The 22,073-nt window shown below is 41.2% G+C and carries 16 protein-coding genes and 1 pseudogene; 15 read left to right on the forward strand and 2 right to left on the reverse strand.

All coding sequences use genetic code 11. The features are described 5' to 3' along the window. Positions 1 to 428 precede the first annotated feature (428 nt). The 10 genes from aspS to CAL7507_RS10810 all read left to right on the forward strand — a co-directional run bounded on the left by aspS (position 429) and on the right by CAL7507_RS10810 (position 17,539). Positions 429 to 2,216 (forward strand): aspartate--tRNA ligase, encoded by a 1,788-nt coding sequence (aspS, locus tag CAL7507_RS10765; protein WP_015128503.1) that lies wholly within the window; start codon positions 429 to 431, stop codon positions 2,214 to 2,216. Positions 2,217 to 4,168: 1,952 nt separating this feature from the next. Beyond that, positions 4,169 to 6,421 (forward strand): polysaccharide biosynthesis tyrosine autokinase, encoded by a 2,253-nt coding sequence (locus CAL7507_RS10770; RefSeq protein ID WP_015128504.1) that lies wholly within the window; start codon positions 4,169 to 4,171, stop codon positions 6,419 to 6,421. A 226-nt stretch (positions 6,422 to 6,647) separates the two neighbouring features. After that, positions 6,648 to 7,766, forward strand: coding sequence for a glycosyltransferase family 4 protein (locus CAL7507_RS10775; RefSeq protein WP_015128505.1), 1,119 nt, complete (start codon positions 6,648 to 6,650; stop codon positions 7,764 to 7,766). A 75-nt stretch (positions 7,767 to 7,841) separates the two neighbouring features. After that, entirely contained in the window at positions 7,842 to 9,194 is a 1,353-nt protein-coding gene (locus CAL7507_RS10780; protein ID WP_201447883.1) for an oligosaccharide flippase family protein, read from the forward strand. Positions 9,195 to 9,198: 4 nt separating this feature from the next. Beyond that, the gene (locus tag CAL7507_RS10785) at positions 9,199 to 10,107 is read left to right on the forward strand and encodes a glycosyltransferase family 2 protein (RefSeq protein ID WP_015128507.1); all 909 of its coding nucleotides are present in this window, start codon (positions 9,199 to 9,201) and stop codon (positions 10,105 to 10,107) included. Further along, positions 10,104 to 11,366 (forward strand): O-antigen ligase, encoded by a 1,263-nt coding sequence (locus tag CAL7507_RS10790; RefSeq protein WP_015128508.1) that lies wholly within the window; start codon positions 10,104 to 10,106, stop codon positions 11,364 to 11,366. Before CAL7507_RS10785 ends, CAL7507_RS10790 begins: the two co-directional genes overlap by 4 nt. A 47-nt stretch (positions 11,367 to 11,413) precedes the next feature. Beyond that, a complete protein-coding gene (locus CAL7507_RS10795; protein WP_015128509.1) occupies positions 11,414 to 12,508 on the forward strand; it encodes a glycosyltransferase in 1,095 nt (364 codons plus the stop codon). Positions 12,509 to 13,176: 668 nt separating this feature from the next. Continuing rightward, the gene (locus CAL7507_RS10800; protein WP_015128510.1) at positions 13,177 to 13,869 is read left to right on the forward strand and encodes a serine O-acetyltransferase; all 693 of its coding nucleotides are present in this window, start codon (positions 13,177 to 13,179) and stop codon (positions 13,867 to 13,869) included. Between the two features lie 174 nt (positions 13,870 to 14,043). Then, positions 14,044 to 15,144: a glycosyltransferase family 4 protein gene (locus CAL7507_RS10805; RefSeq protein WP_015128511.1), complete on the forward strand. Its 1,101-nt coding sequence runs from the start codon at positions 14,044 to 14,046 to the stop codon at positions 15,142 to 15,144. 109 nt (positions 15,145 to 15,253) lie between these two features. Next, on the forward strand, positions 15,254 to 17,539 hold the full coding sequence (locus tag CAL7507_RS10810) for a sialidase family protein (RefSeq protein WP_015128512.1): 2,286 nt from the start codon (positions 15,254 to 15,256) through the stop codon (positions 17,537 to 17,539). Between the two features lie 113 nt (positions 17,540 to 17,652). Here CAL7507_RS10810 and CAL7507_RS32695 read toward each other — a convergent pair whose 3' ends face one another. Next, on the reverse strand, positions 17,653 to 17,808 hold the full coding sequence (locus CAL7507_RS32695) for a hypothetical protein (RefSeq protein ID WP_015128513.1): 156 nt from the start codon (positions 17,806 to 17,808) through the stop codon (positions 17,653 to 17,655). 109 nt (positions 17,809 to 17,917) lie between these two features. Between CAL7507_RS32695 and CAL7507_RS10815 the strand changes: the two genes are divergently transcribed. Beyond that, positions 17,918 to 18,721: an S-adenosyl-l-methionine hydroxide adenosyltransferase family protein gene (locus tag CAL7507_RS10815; RefSeq protein WP_015128514.1), complete on the forward strand. Its 804-nt coding sequence runs from the start codon at positions 17,918 to 17,920 to the stop codon at positions 18,719 to 18,721. Between the two features lie 40 nt (positions 18,722 to 18,761). After that, positions 18,762 to 19,406 carry a DUF2301 domain-containing membrane protein gene (locus tag CAL7507_RS10820; protein WP_015128515.1) on the forward strand — a complete coding sequence of 215 codons (645 nt, stop codon included), beginning with the start codon at positions 18,762 to 18,764 and terminating at the stop codon, positions 19,404 to 19,406. A 403-nt stretch (positions 19,407 to 19,809) separates the two neighbouring features. Here CAL7507_RS10820 and CAL7507_RS33385 read toward each other — a convergent pair whose 3' ends face one another. After that, complete coding sequence (locus CAL7507_RS33385) at positions 19,810 to 19,941, reverse strand: hypothetical protein (protein ID WP_255348335.1); 132 nt, start codon at positions 19,939 to 19,941, stop codon at positions 19,810 to 19,812. Positions 19,942 to 19,981: 40 nt separating this feature from the next. Between CAL7507_RS33385 and dprA the strand changes: the two genes are divergently transcribed. From dprA to CAL7507_RS10835, 3 genes and pseudogenes are all read left to right on the forward strand, one after another. Next, the gene (gene dprA, locus CAL7507_RS10825) at positions 19,982 to 21,100 is read left to right on the forward strand and encodes a DNA-processing protein DprA (RefSeq protein WP_015128516.1); all 1,119 of its coding nucleotides are present in this window, start codon (positions 19,982 to 19,984) and stop codon (positions 21,098 to 21,100) included. A gap of 24 nt (positions 21,101 to 21,124) precedes the next feature. Then, positions 21,125 to 21,586: pseudogene (locus CAL7507_RS10830) on the forward strand (XisH family protein). Beyond that, positions 21,574 to 21,909: a XisI protein gene (locus CAL7507_RS10835; RefSeq protein WP_015128517.1), complete on the forward strand. Its 336-nt coding sequence runs from the start codon at positions 21,574 to 21,576 to the stop codon at positions 21,907 to 21,909. Before CAL7507_RS10830 ends, CAL7507_RS10835 begins: the two are co-directional and overlap by 13 nt. The last annotated feature ends 164 nt before the right edge of the window (positions 21,910 to 22,073 follow it).

A 22,073-nucleotide genomic window follows, 5' to 3' on the forward strand; every position in this document is an offset into this window, starting at 1 on the left:
GCCATCTTGCGGGGAAGCACGCTATGCGTAGCGTCTCGTAACGCAAGTAGTAACTCGGTAAATTTTCCGAACATCTGCGAGATTTCCCCAATCGGCTTTCTTGACGGTAGCCTACCAGTCCTCCATTCACTTTTTGACATCAGGAAACTGAGCAATATCTACGCGGAGGTTACAAATTGATATTAAATGCATTCGTCTTTGGTGGTCTGCTCACATTTGCTCATCAATAAAAATTAACTAGCTTCATGCTCTCATTTTGAGAGTAATATGCCAATTGGTCGAGGGGATGGAGTTTCTGGGCGACTGATGATGAATACTTGCGACAAGATAATGTTATCTTATTTTCTATTAGATACTATTAATGCTAGATAATGGGAAAGCCTTGACATTTACTTGCCAATCTAGCCCAGAAAAACAAATTAACACCTATGCGAACTCACTATTGCGGCGAACTCCGAAAAAAACATATTGGAGAAACTGTCACCTTTTACGGATGGGTAGATCGTCGCCGCGATCATGGAGGTGTGATATTTTTAGATTTACGCGATCGCTCTGGCATTGTCCAGATCGTCAGCGATCCGCAACGCACCCCAGATTCCTACGCACAAGCCGAAGCCCTACGTAATGAATACGTCGTTGAAATTACGGGTAGGGTGACAAAACGCCCAGAAGAATCCCTCAATCCCCGCCTACCCACAGGCGAAGTGGAAATCTACGCGGACAAAATTGAGTTGCTAAATGCTGTCCGCAAACAATTACCTTTCCAAGTTTCCACCGCAGACACCGAGACAGTCCGAGAAGACTTAAGATTAAAGTATCGTTATTTGGATTTACGACGCGATCGCATGGCCCATAACTTGCAACTGCGTCATCAAGTCGTCAAAGCCATCCGCCGCTACCTAGAAGATGTAGAAGGTTTCATCGAAGTAGAAACTCCCATTCTCACCCGTTCCACTCCAGAAGGAGCGCGGGATTACATCCTACCCAGTCGCGTCAACCCTGGTGAGTGGTATGCTTTACCCCAATCACCGCAGCTATTTAAACAATTGCTGATGGTATCCGGCTTAGACCGATATTATCAGGTCGCCCGTTGCTTCCGCGATGAAGATTTGCGTTCTGATAGACAACCAGAATTTACTCAGTTGGACATGGAAATGAGTTTCATGTCCCAAGAAGAAATCATCGCCTTGAATGAGCAGTTAGTCGCTCATATCTTCAAAACAGTGAAAGGTATTGAGTTAAACTATCCTTTCCCTCGTCTTACTTACGCCGAAGCGATGGAACGTTACGGTAGCGATAAACCAGATACTCGCTACGGTTTAGAATTAGTCAACGTTTCCGATGTCTTAAAAGATTCCGGCTTCAAAGTCTTTCGTGACGCTATAGCCAACGGTGGTATCGTCAAAATTCTCCCGATTCCACATGGTAACGAAGCCATTTCTAATGTCCGCATCAAACCAGGTGGTGACTTATTCAAAGAAGCCAGCGAAGCAGGTGCTAGAGGTTTAGCTTATATTCGCGTCAGAGAAGATGGCGAAATTGACACCATCGGAGCAATTAAAGACAACCTCAGCGCCGAACAAAAAGCGGAAATTTTACGCCGCACGGGTGCAAAAGCCGGACATTTGCTGCTGTTTGGGGCTGGTGATACTGCTACAGTTAATAAAACTTTAGACAGATTACGGCAAGTTGTAGCTAGGGAATTTGGGTTAATTGATCCAGAAAAAATCAACTTGCTCTGGATTACAGATTTCCCGATGTTTGAGTGGAATGCTGACGAAAAGCGCCTAGAAGCACTGCACCACCCATTTACAGCACCTCATCCTGATGACTTAAGCGATTTAAAAACCGCACGCGCCCAAGCTTATGACTTAGTGTTCAACGGCTTTGAAGTTGGCGGTGGTAGTCGGCGCATCTATCAACGAGAAATTCAAGAGCAGGTATTTGCAGCGATTGGTTTGTCTCCAGAAGAAGGACAAAATAAATTCGGCTTTCTCTTGGAAGCATTTGAATATGGTACACCACCTCATGGTGGCATTGCCTACGGTGTAGATCGTTTGGTAATGTTGCTAGCTGGGGAAGAATCCATTCGGGATGTTATAGCTTTTCCAAAAACACAACAAGCCCGTTGTCTATTGACCGATGCACCTTCAGGAGTGGATACAAAGCAGCTCAAAGAGTTACATGTTGCTTCTACGCATCAACCAAAGTCATAGTCAATCTTTAGGGAAGCGATTAACAGTAATATTACAGGGGTTCAAGTAGTTTTGATTATTTGAACCCCTGTAATTATTTTTTACCCCTACTTCCTTTCTGATTCCTCAAATTTGGGAGTAATAATAATTTGAAAAAAGAACGCGACAGATAGGATTGTCGGGGCGTACCGCTTTTCGTAGGTGTCAACTTAACGTAAAACCCATGTCCCGCCTCAGAATGAATTCTGAGTCTCATAGCAAAAGTCATCTCAAGATGACTAAATACGCCCCCAAATATTGAGTCTACTTCAATAGACTTTAGCTATTAGCCCTGAGCGGAGTCGAAGGGCGGGTGATAAAGCCAACAAATAAGCCATCTGTGGCTTAAGTTGACACCAAAGGAGGACTACAGGCTTGGGGATAAAGAACTGTACCTCATAACACCAGGAAGCGCTGTAAGCTATTGCGCCTGCAAATTGCATCACCGATAAATCCTCCCTGCTATGGATAGACTCTATGCAATACTCTTCATCTACTCTTCAACCAAATCCCTTCAGAAAATAGAAACCCAAATGGAGATGATCTCTATTTAGTTTTGATCCGCAGAATTTGAGCCTTTAGGTATCTGAGTATACATAAGCATTAAAAGCAGGGTTATTTACTTAACCCGAATTTTGAGATTCTTAGGTTACTTATTGTACATACTTTTTTATTTTTTACGCAAAATAAATTGAGTCTGAAAGGGTGATAAAAAATATAGCCACTACCAAAAAATAACTAAACGAGGATGTATTTTTCTTTATGAAGCTCTTGGATTACTAAAAATGGCGTGACAATTAATACTAACTACTATTACTACATTACCCTATGTTTAGCTTTATAATTGCTTGATAGAAACACTGTAAAGCTAAGATTAATCTTCCAATATTTTTCGTCCTGTCTAGTGACATTTCAATCGATGACCGCATAAAATACTTTGTTTTTTAATTCAGTCCAATTAAGTGAAGGCACGGAGAGATTTTTCATTATTAATTTACTATAAAGTCAATCCAATTAACTCTAAAACAAAATAGCCTGATGTATACTCAGAAATACGATGCACTTTCTGCATAGTAAAGAGTAATGCTAAACCACATTAGCGTTTTATCCTAAGAGGATTGAATCGATGTCATACTAAATATTAGTAATGAAAATATATGGACTAGTATCATGAAACTAGATATTTGTCCTGACTGGGATGATTCCACTAGGTAAAAACCATAGCTATCAGGTCAAGAGAACTTTATCTACTAGGTGATTTCAATGAAAGCCTCACCGAATGTGAGTATGAAACTTAAAAATTTAATATTTCAAACTCTTGTTCTTTGCGGCTGGAGAGCAACCATACGTGGAGTGTCCCCGATATGAGAAGTTTTATTCCACGGTTCTCCGCCGGATAGCGATCGCTCTAACTTCTCTCTGCGTCTGGCTAATTTATACTTTCACTCAGCAATGCCTAGATAAATATATTTTTGTAGAAGGTAGCTGATAGCGCTCCTTAGTCTGAGGTATCACAGTTGATAGTTATGTAAACTACAGCAAAAGAGTTTATACAGCTAATCAAGACACTACTAAATACTTATCTAAATAATTTTTCCATTCTTAAACGTGTTGAAATTTAACAATTCACAGTTTTTTTGGTCTTCCGTAAGCTTTAAATTAGCAAGACTGAAGAAAATAGGCTACACGAATTTGAATGCAATTATTTGTTAATCATGATCGCACCGACAACGTATTGGTAGCACTCCCAGCTTTTTAGCAACAATCCGGTGAAGTAACTAAGCCTGAAGGGAAGCATTCTGTAGGTGAATTTACTCTTAGAAAAACACAGATAGTTGACTATAACAGTAGGGTAGAGTTCCAATTTAGAAGTTAGCCAGTTTTAACAGAAAACATCAACACTATTAATATATGCATCATTTGCATTAATCATTATGGAGCCGATCCCAAACAATATTGAAGAGATAGATTTTCAAAAATACCTACTTATTTTGCAACGACGCTGGATACCTGCGGTGGGGATTTTTGGAGTAGTTGTTACGCTTGTATCCTTGTATGCATTTTCATTGAAACCTTCTTATAAGGCGGAAGGAAGTTTGTTGATTCGGACTAATCGTACCGCCTCACTCACAGGTTTAGGAGAAACGATAGGACGTGTGGAATCTTTAGTAAATACAAACAGTCCATCAGATACTCAAGCCAAGATAGTTACATCTGTTCCAGTTCTTCAAGAAACCATTACAGCGCTGAAACTCAAAGATAAACAAGGCAAACCCGTTAAAATTCGGGACTTGAGTAAACAACTGAAAGTAGAAAGTTCCAAAGGGACGGATATACTGCAAGTCTCTTACACTGACAAAAACCCAACGTTGGCGGCGAAAGTTGTCAACAAGGTGATTGAGGCTTACATCCGTAATAACATTGAGGCGAATCGTGCCGAAGCAGTCTCAGCTCGCAAATTTATTTTGCAACAACTGCCCGCAACAGAATCATCTGTGAGAAGAGCAGAATTCGCGCTGCGTCAATTCAAAGAAGAAAATAAAATAATCTCCCTCCAAGAAGAAGCAAGTACAACAGTCAAGCAAATTTCTACTTTAGAAGAACAAATATATCAAACTCAAGCAAGGTTAGTTGAAGTCACTGCACGCGCACAAAAGTTACAAAATCAGGCCAGTATCAATTCACAAGAAACTGTTTCCCTAGCCTCCTTAAGTCAAACACCCGGAATCCAGCAGGTATTGACTCAACTCCAAGAAGCGCAAAGTCAGCTGGCGATTGAACAAACCCGTTTGCAACCAACGCATCCTACTATCATCAACTTAGAAGCAAAAGTAGCTGTTCTTAAAGGTCTACTCAAAGAGCGGTTACAAGAAGGAGTTGGTAGCAGTCAGCCAGTTTCTCAAGGAAATTTACAGGTTGGAAAGCTGCGAGAAGGTCTGATTGCAGATTTTGCTCACGCGGAGGCAGAACGGGTTGGTTTAGCTCAACAAACGACCACGCTATATCATAACTGGAATATCTACAAACAACGAGCAAATACTTTACCCAAACTTGAACAAACCCAGAGGCAACTTGAGCGAAAGCTAAAAGCATCTCAAACAACTTATGAAGCACTATTGTCGAGACTGCAAGAGGTGCAAGTAGCAGAGAATCAAAATATTGGCAATGCTCGTGTGATTTCCCCAGCTTTGATTCCTGATGCACCAGCTGCTTCCCAAAAAACTATGCTTTTAGTGGGTGGCGGAGTCGTCGGTGCAATGCTGGGTATAATTGCGGCCTTCACTTTAGACCTGATTGATCGCTCAGTTAAAACGGTTAAAGAAGCTAGGGAGTTGTTCCAATACACTTTATTAGGAGTAATTCCTTCAGTTAACAGAAATGGTAAACATAATTCTTTGCGCCCTGGAGTAGAACAATCGATTCCCAGTGTGATTGGGAGAGATATTCCGCACTTTCCTGTTGGTGATGCCTATCAAATGCTCCAAGCCAACTTAAGGTTTCTGAGTTCAGATCAGGAGCTAAAAGCGATCGTCGTTACTAGTTCTGTAGCCAAAGAAGGTAAATCTCAGGTAGCGGCAAATCTTGCTGTGGCGATCGCTCAATTAGGCCGTAGGGTGCTGCTAGTGGATGCAGATATGCGTCATCCAGTCCAGCATCATATCTGGGGAATGATCAATGCAGTAGGTCTCTCAAATGTCATGGTTGATCAAGTTGGACTTGATGTAGCCATACAAGAAGTTATGCCCAACCTCTACGTTCTTCCGTCGGGAGTTTTACCCCCTAACCCAGTGGCCTTACTCGATTCCCAGCGAATGGCTGCACTAGTCGGATCTTTTGCCAAACACTATGATTTTGTAATTTTTGATGCCCCAGCCCTAGCAGGAACAGTTGATGCTGCGGTTTTAGGTAAACTGGCTGACGGTATTTTACTAGTGGTTCGTCCTGGAGTAGTTAATTCCTCTAGTGCTAATGCTGCTAAAGATTTTCTCAAGCATTCAGGTCAACAAGTCTTGGGTATGGTAATTAACGGCGTGAATACCAAGCTTGAGCCAGATAGTTATTTTTACTACACGAAAGAACAGATGGGACAAAATTTTGTGCCTCACAATTCGTTACCTTCAAGACATCTTTCTTCTGTGGCTGCAGAACATACCAAATCCCTAAATAAAAGCTACAGAAAAGAGTGAATAAAAACATAGTTTAACTCTGACTGCCGATGTTTTATGACTAATGTTTAGATCACTGGTTGAGAGTCAGCATTAGTACACAAGAGACTTTCAAAAATACTTGTTAGCTACTTAAAAATTTTGCGAGCTTGGCAAATTTCACATTGCCAAGCAATGGTTGGTCGTTCTTTTCCAGACCCCGATTTTTTCTTTAGCATACCCACTTAGTTTCAACTTCAGTTATCCCATGAGTAAGATTAAAGTTGTGATGTTAGGTCCTAGCCTCTATGAACAAGGTGGCATGGGGACAGTAGAGAGCTTAATTGTCAAGCAAACTTCTAAAAAAGTAGACTTTCAACACATTTGCACTCATGAAGAAGGGACTATTCTTCATAGAATCAACGTCTATGCAAAGGCATTAATTCAGTTTCTAGGAAAACTTATCAGTAATGATATTGATATCGTACATATGCACGTCTCTGAGAAAGGGAGTGTGCTACGAAAAGTATTGCTAGTACTCCTATCACTTTTATTTCGTAAGCCTGTAATTATGCATACTCATGGCTGCGAATTCCATCTGTTTTATGACAGTTTGCCTGCATATGCAAAACGCTGGGTATCAGCAATTTTTCAGCGTTGTGCTTATGTAATTACCCTATCGGAAAGTTGGAATAAATATTACATCTCTACTTGTAATTTAGCTACATATAGAGTTGGTATTTTGTATAATCCAGTAGAGCTACCAGTGGAAGTTCCCCTGCGCGTGGGAGTTGAGAAAATCCGGTTTGTTTTCCTGGGACGAATTGGTGAACGTAAAGGTGCATTTGATTTGATTCGAGCTTTTGCCAATCTGTCACCAGAGGAGAGAAGACGTACAGAGCTAACATTAGCGGGGGATGGTGAAGTTGAACAAGCCCGTGACTTGGTAAAAACCTTAAACTTGCAAGATGTCATCAGAATACCAGGTTGGATAAATACTCAGGAGCGGGATCAACTTTTACGTCAGTCAGATGTATTTATTCTCCCGTCTTATAATGAAGGACTACCCGTAGCTATGTTAGAAGCAATGGCTTGGGAATTGCCAGTAATTACTACGCCTGTCGGTGGAATTCCGGAGATTGTTACCCACCAGAAGCATGGCATTTTGGTCAATCCAGGCAACATAGAGCAAATAACAAAGGCCATGCAAATTTTGATCAAAGATGAGTCTTTAAGATTAGCGATGGGCAAAAGTGCTAGACAACAAGTTGCTCCGCTCAGTGTTCAGAACTATCACAATACTTTGCTTACTATCTATCAATCCCTGATTGCAGGTAGAGGAAATTACTCAGGAAATAATCCATCTCCTACAATCTCTAATCTTTAATGAGTGAGCAGATGATCAGTTATTTTTTAACTTTTATTCTCTTGGAGGAAAGGCATGAGTTTAAGGGCTAAGGTCATGAGTGGAGGTTTATACCTAGCCCTGCGTCAAAGCATTGGTATGGTTATTAGCCTCGGCGGAGTCTTGCTGCTCACGCGCCTCATTGGGCCAGAAAAGTATGGTCTTTATGCTGCAACATTTGGTATTTTCTGGTATCTTCAAACCGTTTGCCAGTTAGGAATTGAAATTTATTTAGTTCGGCATGAGGGGGAAGAAAAACTACAGATTTACCATCAAGGATTTACATTATTATTGCTACTCGGAATAGGAGGAATGGGAATTTCTCTTTTAAGTATTCCTCTAATCCAAAGCTGGGTACGCTTACCAGGATTCAGTGCGATCGCTCAAGTTATGTTTTTGGGTCTGCCACTAGTCTTGCTGGGACAAGTTCCTGCCGCACGGTTGGAACGAAACTTAGACTATAGAAAAGTAGCTCTTATTGAACTGGCAAATCAGATCATCTTCTATCTAATAGCATTACCTCTGGCCTTTCAAGGATGGGGAGTTTGGGCACCTGTCATGGGCTGGTGGTTTCAACAGGTTCAGTCTACAGGATTACTCTACTGGGCATCTAGATATAGCCCTCGCTTATACTGGAATCCTAGTTTAGTTAAACAGATGCTCGCTTATAGTCTGGGCTTTTCCACCTCAATCTGGATTTGGTATGCACGGTCTCTAGTCAATCCTTTACTAGTTGGACGCTTTGCGGGAGCAGAAGCAGTAGGATTTGTCGCCATTGCCATCCGATTAGTTGAAGTACTTGGTTTTGTCAAAGCAGCGACTTGGCGGTTAGCGATCGCTACTTTAGCCAAATTCCAGGGAGATCAATATCGCCTCCTCAATGCTGTAACCGAAGGTATGGGATTACAAATCCTCGCCCTAGGTCCCTTGCTCGTTGCATTCGCCTGGGTTGCACCTTATTTAATGCCGTTGCTGTTTGGTGACCAATGGTCGCCTGTGATTGCTATCTTTCCGTTTATTGCCCTAGGAAATTTGACTAATGCCCTATTCAATATGCACTCTTCAACTTTATATGTCCTACAGCGAAACTGGGAAGTGACGATTTTTCACCTAGTGCATGTGACATTGTTTGTTGGAGCTACTGCTTTGTTAGTGCCACATCTGGGTTTAGTGGGATATGGTTGGGCTGAAATAGTTGCGCTCTTAAGCTATGGTGTAATTCATTTATATTTAGTCCGGTCAGTAGGCAATCCTGTATATGATATGCCGGGACTTTGGTGGGCAGCACTTGCCGCTGCATTGTTTGTGCATCCATTAGGTTGGTGGACAAGCTTAGGATTAGTCGCGGTTATTTGCCTACCAGCAACTCATTGCAAGCTGAGGGAGTATGTCAAAAGTATTAGAGGCTAAAAAAATGAAAAGCAAACCACTAGTTAGCATTTTGATCAACAACTATAATTATGGTCATTTCCTCAAAGCAGCAATTGACAGCGCTTTAGAGCAGACATATTCCCATATTGAAGTTATCGTTGTGGATGACGGATCAACAGATAACTCTAGAGAGGTAATTGCCAGTTATGGCGATCGCCTGATACCAATTCTCAAAGAAAACAGTGGACAAGCATCAGCATTTAATGTAGGTTTTGCAGCTAGTCAGGGAGATATCATCTGTTTTTTAGACTCTGATGATGTCTTTATTCCAGAAAAAGTGGAACATGTTGTTGATATTTTTGCTAAATTTCCAGACATAGGTTGGTGCTTTCATGCTCTCAAACTCATAGATTTTGATCAAAATGAAACTATCAAAAACAATCACCAAGGTATTTCTGGTCGGTACGATTTAACATCTTATATAAAGAAAGGTAAGCTGAAAGGAAAAGTGCCATTCGATGGAACAGCCACCTCTGGGACTTGCTTCCAAAGATCATGCCTACAATCAATTCTGCCGATGCCAGAGCAAATTAAGATTACAAGTGACGATTACATCAAATATGTCGCTTTCGGTATAAGGCCAGGTTATATCCTCCTTGAAGAATTGGCATTGCAAAGAATTCATACCAGTAACGCATTTACCCTGAGAACAGATAAGCAGCAACTCAGAGCCAAAATCAATATTCTGACAGCCTATTGGATGAGAAAAAACTTTCCTGCCCTATCTCAGTTTGCTAATAACATTTTGGCAGTAGGAATCAGCCAATATCGGCAAACTGAAGGGAAACAATTAGAGGTTCAGAAAATTGTTAAACAATATTTGGAATCAATACCATTAATAGAAAAAATTGAACTTTACTTGAGGGCTATTTACTATCGCCTTAAACCATGAACCCATCACTTGATCTATTAGAAAGAGGATTCACAATTTTTGTTCTGATATTTTTTACACGCACTATAGCCTGCGACAGTTTATATATCAGCCCAGACCCAACTACTAATGGAACTCCTGAGGATAATCCATTTTCTGCTCTTCTATCACTTATCCAGATAATCATATATGGACTGACCACCTTATTGCTTTTAGCTCGCTGGAGAGGTTCTATTAAAACCGCATTGCAAAACAAAGTAATTTGGGCGTTAGTAGGGCTTGTCCTCATCAGCTTTCTTTGGTCTGATTTTCCTGATGAATCCTTAAAAAAAGGGATTAACGCATTTGAGACAAGTTTGTTTGGTCTTTATATGGCTTCGCGTTATAGCTTAAAAGAACAGCTACGATTGATTGCTTGGGCCTTATGTCTTGTTACAGTCTTTTCGCTATTGTTCACATTGGCATTTCCCGGAGCAGCAATTGAAATAGGTGCCAATGCAGGTTCCTGGCGTGGTCCACTCGCGCAAAAAAATCTGCTAGCTCGTTTAATGGTTTTGGCGACAATGACTTGCTCACTAGCGGCTTTTGATAGTCATAAGCACCGCTATTTGCTCTGTTTTGGCAGTGTAATTGCTCTTAGTTTACTGTTTCTCTCAGGCTCTAAGACGGGTCTAGTAGTATTGTTGACATTGATTACGCTTTTACCACTATACAGATCTCTCCGATGGAAAGGCACAGTTGTGATCCCATTGGTCACTATGATCATCCTGATTATCGGCAGCTTTGCTGTAATTGTAGTGAGTAACTGGGAAGTTTTGCTATCAGCATTAGGACGAGATCCTTCTTTAAGTGGTCGTACAGAACTTTGGCAAGCTGCTTTGGAAAAAATCTTTGAACGCCCCTGGTTGGGGTATGGATTTCAAGGATTTTGGCAGGATGGTGGTGGTGCAGTTACTGTTTGGAAAACAGTCAAATATAAACCTCCTCATGCACATAATGGGTATATAAATACAGCACTTGACCTGGGATTACTAGGTTTAATATTATTTGTTATCAGTATTATAAATACCTATAGAAAAGCTATTACTTGGCTGAGGTTAAATCACACATTTTCTGGACTGCTACCAATTTTATATGCAACTTTCTTAGTGATGTATAACCAACCTGAAAATACAATTATTGAACATAACTCTATTTTTTGGTCTTTATTTGTTGCAGTTTCTTTATCTATTAAGCCATTAAAAAACTTCAAAAAATATTCAATAATATCAGCTACTTAGTTAGAATAAAAACTTCAATTATATTTTTAATAAACCAGGAAATAATTATGACTGACTTAGCAATTTTTTTAATGGATCTGCGCGGAGGTGGTGCAGAACGGGTAATGCTGAATTTAGCAGAGGGATTTGCCAAACGGGGACTCAAGGTAGATTTGATTTTAGTTCAAGCAATGGGAGACTACCTTAGCCAAATTCCTCCAAATGTTAGAGTTATTAAGCTAGGCAGCGGTCGTCTAGTTGCCAGCTTACCTGCATTAGTTAATTACTTAAAAAAACAACGGCCAACTACTCTGCTTTCGGCATTGGAAGATACTAACATTATCGCGATTTTAGGAAAGCAGATAGCGGGTGTATCTACACAGGTAATTGTTACTGTACATAATAATCTTTCACAGGAAGCTCGAAATTCAAAGCAACTTAAGCGCCGTATTATTCCTTATCTGATTCGCTGGTTCTACCCTTGGGCTGATGCCGTTGTTGGTGTGTCTCAAGGAGTAGTTGATGATTTGATCCGCTTTGGATCTCCTGTAGACCGTACTTATGTTATTTATAATCCAATTGTTACTCAAAAATTATTAGAAAAAATTCAGGAACCTCTCAATCATTCTTGGTTTTTAGCAAATCAACCACCCGTGATTTTGGGAGTTGGACGCTTGGATAGACAAAAAGATTTCTCCACATTAATTCATGCATTCTCTCAAGTTCGACAGCAATATCCACTGCGGCTGATCATTTTGGGCGAAGGTAACGAACGTGCTAATTTAGAAGCCTTAGTTGATGAACTTGGTCTAACGGAGGATGTGATTTTACCTGGATTTGTACCCAACCCATATGCTTATATGGCGTGTGCTACATTATTGGTGCTTTCATCAGTGTGGGAGGGATTTGGTAATGTCTTGGTAGAGGCAATGGCAGCGGGAACACATGTTGTGTCTACTGATTGTGAAAGCGGACCGGCAGAAATTCTAGCCAATGGTGAATATGGAAAACTTGTGCATGTTGGAGATGTTGAAGGGATGGCAAAGGCCATAGCTGAGTCCATAACTGAACCTCCAGACCAAGACAGGCTAAAAACCTATGCCAATAAATTTTCGCTCGAAAATGCCCTAATGCAATATGAGAAACTATTAGCAAGTAAATAGAGCAAACTCAGATACTACATCGGAGAAGCAAGCTAACAAGAGTGTCTCCGACAAAATAGGGTCTTTATTTGTCATTAGACCTCTTGCAAAAGTCGTTATTTTCGCGCTCTTTCTTTGCGACGCCAGTTGCTTCAACGGGAGAAACCCTCGCAACGCACTGGCTCGTCTTTGCGCCTACCCTGCGGGGATCGCTAAAAGCGATTGCGTGAGACTAAAAAATATTTATGCAAGAGACTCCATGAGTGGAACTCACAAGGAACAATGAAAATCTCTTTTTCCCAGTCCCCAGTCCCTATTTTTAAGGAATATCTATTCTTTATGAGACATTTTACAAATGTTCCAAAAATTAATCATTAGCCGCACCGACGAAAACCATTTATGCAAAATATTTGGTGGTAAGAAGTTCAGGAATTTTTACATTTCAAAACATACTACCTACTAATTACCCAATACGGTTCAGTGAAGATAAATTGTAGGTGGGATTGAGAGCAAGCATTGAAAATAATCAAATTTCTTTTTTAAATTAATTATGTAGTCAGATATTTCTGCAACCATAAAGTTCACGATTTTTTTTTATTGCCCCTTGATATCAGAGGTTATAATACAAAAACATCAGGTATAAAATATTGATTAAATATCGTTATTTTACAATTTTACTAAATATTTTTATGCCAAGTAAAAGCGCAGATAATAATATCAATAATTACAACATTAAAAAAGTTATGATGAGCGATTTAAAAGCAGATATGACTCAATGTAATAGTAAGAAGCATAGTTTTTGGACTATGCTAAACGATTTGAAAGCAGATATAGCTCGATACATAGAGTATGAAAATACTTCCTGGATTTTTTTACTGCTGACCAAGCGAGGTTTATGGGCAACTTTTCAATACCGAGTTAGTCGTTGGGTACATCTTAGTGTACATATCCCTATATTACGCCAGATGCTTAAAGCATTTTGTTTGTTCTGGCGATTATTTATTGAAATAGTGATGGGGATTGAATTAGCAAATCGCGCTGAAATTGGTAAAGGACTTTATATTGCCCATGCTCAGGGAATTATTATTCATTGTGATGCGAAGATTGGAGAATATTGCAACTTAAGTCATAATGTCACAATTGGTGTTGCAGGTCGTGGCGATAAACGAGGTGTTCCTAAACTAGGTAATCGCGTTTTCATTGGTTCAGGAGCCCAAATTATTGGTTCTATTGCCATTGGAGATGATGTTGCAATTGGAGCAAATGCTGTAGTTACTAAAGATTTACCAGATAACGCTGTTGCTGTAGGAGTGCCGGCGAAAGTAATTAGTTATGAAGGCTCTAAAGATTTTATTATTTATCGCCAATCATCCGATTGTTAACTACTCATGAATAACTTCTGCTTAATATCTTTTAGTAACATCATGTTATCTAGACCACCATAGCAACTGAATTTTGAGAATAACCAAAATTCTAGGGAGATTATGAAGTTAACACTCCATTCATCATTGTTAATTTTCTGTCCATGATCTGTTGTTAGCAATTACCTATCCAATATGAAAGTCTTATATCTGGCAAATTTCCCTCAAGCAGATCAAGCATGGGAGCGATGGAAGACAGGCCAAAAGCGAGAAAGTCCAGAACACGGACTATGGGGAGCAACTCATCTTCATAATTATGGAATTGAGACAGACTTACTTCCATATGAAAAATATACTGCACTTAAGAAAATAAGTCGTTTTCTCAAACTAGGAGATATTGACTTGCAATTTCGGGCGTTTTTAGCGCTATCTAAATATGATTTAGTGTATTCATCTAGTCAGACTGGAACATTATTCCTGGCATTTTTGAGAGCTATTGGCATATTGCGAAAGCCCGTTGTTGTAAAACTTGAGCGTCCATTCAATGTTAATTTTCTCACTAAAATTATACTGCCATTATTTGCTAGGGGACATGATAAGATTTTGTGTCTAAGTAGCAGGGTAGAAAATCAACTTCATGATGAATTTGGTATTCCTAAATCTAAGCTGGCTTTGCTAGATTGGGGTCCAGATTTGCCGTCTTATGATGAAGAGAAACAAGGACAATCTGCCGAAATGAATCCGCCGATAATTATTAGCGCAGGTAATATTAGCCGTGATTATAATTCGTTGGCTGAGGCAGTAAGAAATCTCAATTGTAGTGTCCACATTTATTGTTCTAAAAGTTCGGCACCAACTATAGATAATCTGCCTGAACAAGTAAAATGTCAATATAAGCATCCCACTGCAACTACAGCTTTAACTTGGCAGGATTTGGTCATGAAATATGAGAAATCCTATGCTGTTGCTATTCCGCTGGAAATTCCGGAATCACGAGTCGATAATACTCCCTTGTATGGGTTAACTAGCTTGTTAGATGCGATGGCAATGGGAAAAGCTGTGATTATGACTTACCATCGCCAAGTAAATATCGATGTCGTCAAAGAAGGAATTGGCTTGTGGGTTGAACCAGGTGATGTCAAAGGATGGGAGAAAGCAATTGCATATTTGTTAGACCATCCAGAGGAAACGGAGCAAATGGGTAAACGTGCCCTACAGTTAGCAAAAGAAAAATACAATTTAGATACTTTTTCGTCTCAACTGGCAGTTGCGTTAAAAAGTACTATCAAACAGTAAGACTTTACTCCAATTTGTAGTTGGTTTTGGAATTACTACACTCTGCATTAGTAACTGACATAAGCACCTTGTAAAGCGGAGACATTATTACTTAACGTTTGGGTGAAGTATGTCTACTAAGTTCAGGTTAAATCGATTTAGCCGTGCGGCTTTAGTTGCGATCGCTAGCTTTGCACTAACTCAAAGTGCGTACATACCTGTTCCTGTCCCCAGGGTAGATACTATCAATTCAGCAGTTGCATCTGTGGCTGATGAAACCTCTGCGCCCTACAGTTGGGGTAATGTGGCGATTAATGGTATGGGCTTTGTGACAGGGTTGGTAATTCATCCAGCCGCACCAGACTTGATTTATGCCCGTACTGATGTAGGCGGGGTTTTCCGCTGGGATGCGACTGCATCTCAGTGGATACCATTGATGGATGGTTTTGGTCGCGATCAAAAACACTACTACAGTATTGAAAGTATTGCACTCGACCCAAAAAATCCTGATGTGATTTATGCAGCAGTTGGAGGCTACACTCAAGAAGCCAATGGTGAGATTCTTAAGTCGAGCGATCGCGGAATTACATGGATTGCTACAGGTTTGAGAACACCCACGGGTGAACATGTACGGATGGGTGGAAATGAGAATTGGCGATGGGTAGGAGAACGTCTCGCAGTTGATCCTAATAATAGCCAAGTGATCTATTTTGGTTCGCGTTTGGATGGGTTATACCAAAGTTCTGACGGCGCAGTTTCTTGGAAAAAAGTTACTAGTTTTCCAGCAACAGGAACTGCAAACGGTGGACTCGCTTTTGTGCTGTTTGATCCGCAAACTACTAAAACCTATGTTGGTGTCATCGGGGGCGGGGTATATAGTAGCAAAAATGGTGGTGCAAATTGGCAACTGCTAAAAGATGACCCAGGCGTAAATCAAAATCCTCAACAGGCGGCTATTGCTAAAGATGGTACGCTTTACATCGCCTTCTTCACATCCTCTGACACTCCTCAAGGAGAGGTATGGAAATACGCTAACAACCAATGGATACAAATTACCCCTGAATCCAATAAGAATTACACTAGCGTCACGATTGATCCAAACAATCCTGATATTGTGATGGTGGCTGAATATCCTTTGAGTTCATCAGGGATGTATCGCTCAATCAATGGTGGAAAAAACTGGGATCGTGTTCGTCTGGATGTCAAAGCCGAGAGATGGTGGCCTAGTTGGCATCTTCACACCTTGATGGGAAGATTAGTGATTAATCCTCACAATCCAAAGCAAGTCTGGCTCACTACTGGGTTTGGTGTGATGCGGACAGATGACATTACTGTTAGCCCATCTAACTGGGTAACCTATATGTCTAACCTAGAAGAATTGGTTACTTTTGTGGTCAAAAGTCCTCCATTGGTTGGAGGGGCTGCTTTGTTGAGTGGTATTGCAGACATGGATGGCTTTCGTCATCTATCAATAACGAATATTCCATCCCAGACTTATGAGCGCGGAAAATTCGCTGATACTACAGGGATGGATTTTTCTGAAGCTAATCCCTTTATTGTAGTCAGGGTTGGCAGTTCTCCAGGAGTAGGAGGGCGGGAAGATAGCCAAGTGCGGGGGGCTTATTCTAGCGATAACGGGCAAAACTGGAGGCCGTTTTCAGTGCCACCGACTGGTGCAGTCAATGGTAAAGTGGCAGTCTCAGCAACTTTGCAGCCTAATGGTTATCCAATTATTGTTTGGGCACCCCAAGGTAATGTTTATCCCCACAGATCGCTGGATGGTGGTCAAACATGGCTATCTGTAACCGGAGCGCCTAATGGCACAATATCCCAACTTTGGTTTCCCAGTCAAGCTGTAGCATCAGATCGCGTCGATGGTAATGTTTTTTACCTTTATAAATACGACGATGACAAAAATAAAACCTATGGGGGAACATTTTATCGCAGCGTAGATGGTGGGGCTACCTGGAAGCCGACAGTGACTAATTTACCCAATGACCATCTTCATTATGTAAAAGCAGTTCCTGGTATGAGAGGGCATGTTTGGTTGAGTGTTTACGGAAACTCTCTTTATCGCTCTGGTGATGGCGGCCAGAGTTTCACCCGCCTAGCTAATGTACAACGAGCAGATGAATTGACTTTTGGGAAACCAGCTTCTGGTCGTACTAATTCCACTGTCTTTGTCTATGGTGTTGTCAACCAAACAGAGGGATTGTTTCGTTCTGACGATGCTACAAGTTTACCTGGAGATGCGGCTGGTGCAACATGGATGAAAGTTTCTACTGCTAACCAAGCATTTGGTAATGTAACTTATTTGGAAGGCGATCGCTTGAAATTCGGCGGAATTTACGTTGGTACAGGTGGACGAGGTATTTTCTATGGACAGCCAAATCTAAAAATTTACTCACCAAGGTAATCCACAAGCCCATCGCCGCTTCATTATCCATTAAAGATGCTCAACGCCGGAAAAATAAAAACCCGCTACAGCGGGTTTACACACAACAAAACTATGAACTATGAACACTTGATTTAGCTGAAATACTTGAGTTCTGCCTCTAGTTGCCGAATCAGCTTTTCGTCGCCCTTCGCTCTGGCTACTTGCAAGCGATGTTCTAGGCTTTTTTGAATACTCTGTCTATGAGTTTCTTTTGCTTTCGTTACTGCTTGGAGTCTATTGCTATTCATAGTAATTACCTCTTTAATTTACTTTATATGTCTTGTAATCCTAACATAACACAAATTTAGTAGCTGTTGCTACAGAAAAATATGTTTTAGTGTATGTTTATAGTAAAGCATGTTTAAGCAGCAAATAAATCAGCCCAGAGTCCTGACCTTACTCAGCGATTTTGGCGATCGCGATGTGTATGTAGGTGTAATGAAAGGAGTTGTTTTCCAAATCAACCCTAGGCTAACGGTGATAGACTTAACGCACCGCATACCACCACAAAACATTGTTGCAGCTAGGTTTTGTTTGATGAATGCTTACCCCTATTTCCCAGAGGGGACAGTGCATGTCGCGGTGGTAGATCCCGGCGTGGGAAGTGGTAGAAGGGCGATCGCTGTAGAATTTGCTCAAGGATTTTTGGTGGGGCCAGATAATGGCATTTTCAGTGGGGTACTCAGTCAAAGTCCGGCAATTAGCGCCGTGGAACTTACAAATCTTAATTATTGGCGAACTCCTCAAGCAAGTAAAACTTTTCACGGTAGAGATATCTTTGCACCAGTGGGAGCTAATCTGGCCAGTGGAGTCCCTCTCCCACAGCTAGGAAGAGAAATTGATCCTGCAACCTTGGTGAGTTTGGATATAGACAATTATCAGGTGACAACCACCGGGGTTGTGGGTTGCGTTCAATACGTTGATCACTTTGGCAACTTAATTAGTAACATTCCAGGAATTTACCTACAAGGCAAAACGTGGTACGTTCAAGCTGCTGGGTTAAAAATATCGGGTTGCGAAACTTACAGCGATGTGGGGATGGGAGAAGCGATCGCCTTAGTTGGTAGTCATGGCTGGGTAGAAATTGCTATCAACGGGGGGAATGCACACTTGCGGTTAGAGATCAACTTGCAAGATCCGGTAGAAGTCATTAGTTATTAGACTAGATACTAGAAATAACTCACACATATCTTTAATTCATATGACTACACAAACAGTATCTGCACCAGAAGTATATCAAGGTCAGTTTGGGGAATTTACCATTACTCCGAGCGATCGCACTAGCGTGATCATCTATCGCACTGGATTAATCATAGCTGCCCTCTGCTTTGCCATAGGTAGTGCTTTAGTTTTACTCAATCCTAGCCCTAATGCCATACAAGCAATTACGCCTTTGTATACTTGTTTCAGTCTGGCTCTTGGTGTAAGTTTATTGACCATCCATATATATATGGCATCACTACATCGAGTGTTACAGGTTTTCTGGCTAATTGGTAGTATTGCTGCCTTTGTATTCGCTCATGCTGATAGTCAACCCTTTGCGGCCACTGTGTATAATCAGCCACTGACATTATTGGGAGTTGGTTTCACCTTTGCCGCTTTGACAGGCATTTATTTCAAAGAAGCCTTTTGCTTTAATCGCCTAGAAACCAAAGTATTAACTGTAACTGTACCATTGCTATTATTGGGTCATTTAGTAGGGATTTTACCAACTCAAGGGGAACAGATTCTATTAGGTATTTGGGCGATTTTATTTTTGGTATTTGCCCTGCGTAAATCAGTACAAGATATTCCTGCTGATATTGGCGATAAGTCTGTATTTACTTATTTGAAAAGTAAACATTGAGTCTATAGCAATCTTATTTGATTTCTGAAAAAATCTCCGTATCTGTAGGGTGGGCATTGCCCACCATATCCGGGTTTTGGTGGGCAATGCCCAACGCCACTTGACGCCAGTCCGCTCAAGTCGGGAAACCCGCCCACAGGGCTGGCTCCTTTAAGCCGGGAAACTCTAGTCGAGCAGTGGCTCCCCTACGTATATTTCAAAAATCAAATAGTAGTCCTATAGATTTAAGAGGATGTTGGAAAAGTCTCCTTCTATGTCATGCTGAGGAACATTCCGCAAAGCTCCACTCAGATTGACTTTTTATCCCTGATAAAATTTTTCAAACATGGTATAGGAATCGTCAAAAGCATAAACTTCCGCAAATACGGCTATGCAAATGCCAAGAAATTTGGACACTTGCGACTCAGGGATGGGTGATGGCGATCGCTGTTGTTGTTGCTGCCATATTTTGCACTATTAAGGCGTGCAGACGATTCTTGATGAAGCGATCGCCTATATTTTTTAATTGGCAAACCTGAAGAAGAATATAAACCAAATTTGGGCATACTCAAACCAGTGGGTGTGAGGATAGACGAGTGGTGGAAGAACGGGCGTATTGGCTAGCTTGGGCGCAAATTTCTGGGATTGGGCCAGTATTATTGCAACGCTTGCAACAGCATTTTGGCACGCTAGCGATCGCTTGGGATGCTACTGCGGCAGAATTAGCCAAGGTGGAGGGTTTCGGTTTTCAGACATTAGAAAAAGTGGTACAACAGCGATCGCGTCTACATCCACAACAAATACTCACCAAACACCAAGCAGAAAATCCTCATTTCTGGACACCAGCCGATGCAGATTATCCCCGCTTGCTGCTGGAAACTCCCTCCCCTCCACCCAGTTTGTACTATCGCGGCGAAGTTGATTTGCAAGAAAACCTGGGAAACAAACCCCTAGTTGGCATTGTTGGCACGCGTAAACCCTCAGATTATGGTATCCGTTGGACACGTCAAATTAGCACAGCTTTAGCTAAAAATGGCTTTACAGTCGTCTCTGGAATGGCGGAAGGTATTGACACCGAAAGCCACTTGGCGACAATGAAAGCTGGTGGCAGGACGATCGCCGTTTTAGGTACGGGTGTAGATGTCATCTATCCCCACAAAAATCGGGATTTATACAAACAAATATTAACTTCTGGATTAGTCGTGAGTGAGTATCCCGCCAAAACGCCACCAGATCGCACTCATTTTCCCCGTCGCAATCGGATTATTGCTGGCTTGAGTCGTGCCATCTTGGTGATGGAAGCACCTTTGAAATCGGGTGCTTTAATTACAGCCACCTATGCCAATGATTTCGGACGCGATGTCTATGCATTACCGGGAAGAATTGATGACAATCCATCCCAAGGGTGCTTAAAACTACTCTCTCAAGGCGCTTCTTATATTCTCACAGAACTAGACGAACTGTTAAAAATGCTGGGTGCAATTCCCCAACTAGATGCTGTTGAGGAATCTGCAACACCGCAGCAGTTGACTTTGCCAGATTTATCGCCAGAACTGCAACAGGTAATGGATGCGATCGCCTCTGATATTTTGTCTTTTGATTTAATTGTCCAACAAACAGGTATGCCTACCGGCTCAGTTTCCAGTGCTTTGCTGCAGTTGGAACTCATGAGTTTAGTCTCCCAACTACCAGGAATGCGATATCAAAAGTGTTAATGTTGAATATATAATAATTGGGTTATGGCGCGAGATTTATTTCATAAAATTGTGAGATCTTCCCTAGAAAAAGACGGGTGGACTATTACAGATGACCCGTTAAGTATTCGTTGCGGTGGGGTTGATGTACAAATTGATTTAGGCGCGGAACGCCTCATTGCTGCATAAAAAGCCGGGGATAAAATAGCAGTTGAAATTAAAAGTTTCGCCAGCGCCTCAAAAATATCAGAATTTCATACAGCCTTGGGGCAATTTATCAACTATCGCATTGTCCTGAGGACAGAAGACCCTAAACAAATTTTATATTTGGCAGTCCCTTCAGTAACCTATAACGATTTTTTTAGCCCTTCGACTCCGCTCAGGGCTAACGGTGAGCGAAGTCGAACCGTTAGCTTACCCTTTACTCAAACAGTCGTACAAGAAACCCAAATTCTACTGCTAGTTTACAACATTGAAACAGAGGAAATATTGCAATGGTTAAGTTAGATGAATATCGCCTGAAAGTGCAGCAATTGCTAGAGAAATATGCACAGTATAAACCTAGTTATGGAGATGTAGAAGTCGAGCCAATATTTGATATACAACGTGACCACTACCAAATTATCAGTGTCGGTTGGAATCAACAAAAACGGGTTTATGGTCCTATCATGCACCTGGATATCAAAAATGAAAAAATCTGGATTCAGCAGAATACTACTGAAGTAGATATCGCTGTGGAATTATTAGAAATGGGTGTACCTAAACAGGATATTGTCATTGGCTTTCATACACCAAAAATGCGTCAACTGTCCAGTTTTGCTGTGGGATAATCAGCGATCGCTCCCTCCCCACCAACGATCGCGCCATCACATCCATTGCTGTGGATAACCTCACCGAGTCCCCAGCGTATTATCTACTATTTACTTTTCCCCATATTCCATCCCATTAGCTTCAGCATAGCGATGCATAAAAAGAATTAAGAGATGGTTTGGTA

This window comes from Calothrix sp. PCC 7507, from assembly GCF_000316575.1.
Lineage (GTDB): Bacteria > Cyanobacteriota > Cyanobacteriia > Cyanobacteriales > Nostocaceae > Fortiea.

What these genes read in the sequence shown, in the direction of transcription:
- CAL7507_RS10800 (WP_015128510.1), top strand. Translation starts at nt 13,177, where the DNA reads ATGCCAAGTAAAAGCGCAGATAATAATATCAATAATTACAACATTAAA.
- CAL7507_RS10795 (WP_015128509.1), top strand. Translation starts at nt 11,414, where the DNA reads ATGACTGACTTAGCAATTTTTTTAATGGATCTGCGCGGAGGTGGTGCA.
- CAL7507_RS32695 (WP_015128513.1), bottom strand. Translation starts at nt 17,808, where the DNA reads ATGAATAGCAATAGACTCCAAGCAGTAACGAAAGCAAAAGAAACTCAT.
- CAL7507_RS10820 (WP_015128515.1), top strand. Translation starts at nt 18,762, where the DNA reads ATGACTACACAAACAGTATCTGCACCAGAAGTATATCAAGGTCAGTTT.
- CAL7507_RS10770 (WP_015128504.1), top strand. Translation starts at nt 4,169, where the DNA reads ATGGAGCCGATCCCAAACAATATTGAAGAGATAGATTTTCAAAAATAC.
- CAL7507_RS10780 (WP_201447883.1), top strand. Translation starts at nt 7,842, where the DNA reads ATGAGTGGAGGTTTATACCTAGCCCTGCGTCAAAGCATTGGTATGGTT.
- CAL7507_RS10775 (WP_015128505.1), top strand. Translation starts at nt 6,648, where the DNA reads ATGAGTAAGATTAAAGTTGTGATGTTAGGTCCTAGCCTCTATGAACAA.
- CAL7507_RS10835 (WP_015128517.1), top strand. Translation starts at nt 21,574, where the DNA reads ATGGTTAAGTTAGATGAATATCGCCTGAAAGTGCAGCAATTGCTAGAG.
- CAL7507_RS10815 (WP_015128514.1), top strand. Translation starts at nt 17,918, where the DNA reads ATGTTTAAGCAGCAAATAAATCAGCCCAGAGTCCTGACCTTACTCAGC.
- CAL7507_RS10810 (WP_015128512.1), top strand. Translation starts at nt 15,254, where the DNA reads ATGTCTACTAAGTTCAGGTTAAATCGATTTAGCCGTGCGGCTTTAGTT.
- CAL7507_RS10790 (WP_015128508.1), top strand. Translation starts at nt 10,104, where the DNA reads ATGAACCCATCACTTGATCTATTAGAAAGAGGATTCACAATTTTTGTT.
- CAL7507_RS10805 (WP_015128511.1), top strand. Translation starts at nt 14,044, where the DNA reads ATGAAAGTCTTATATCTGGCAAATTTCCCTCAAGCAGATCAAGCATGG.
- CAL7507_RS10785 (WP_015128507.1), top strand. Translation starts at nt 9,199, where the DNA reads ATGAAAAGCAAACCACTAGTTAGCATTTTGATCAACAACTATAATTAT.
- aspS (WP_015128503.1), top strand. Translation starts at nt 429, where the DNA reads ATGCGAACTCACTATTGCGGCGAACTCCGAAAAAAACATATTGGAGAA.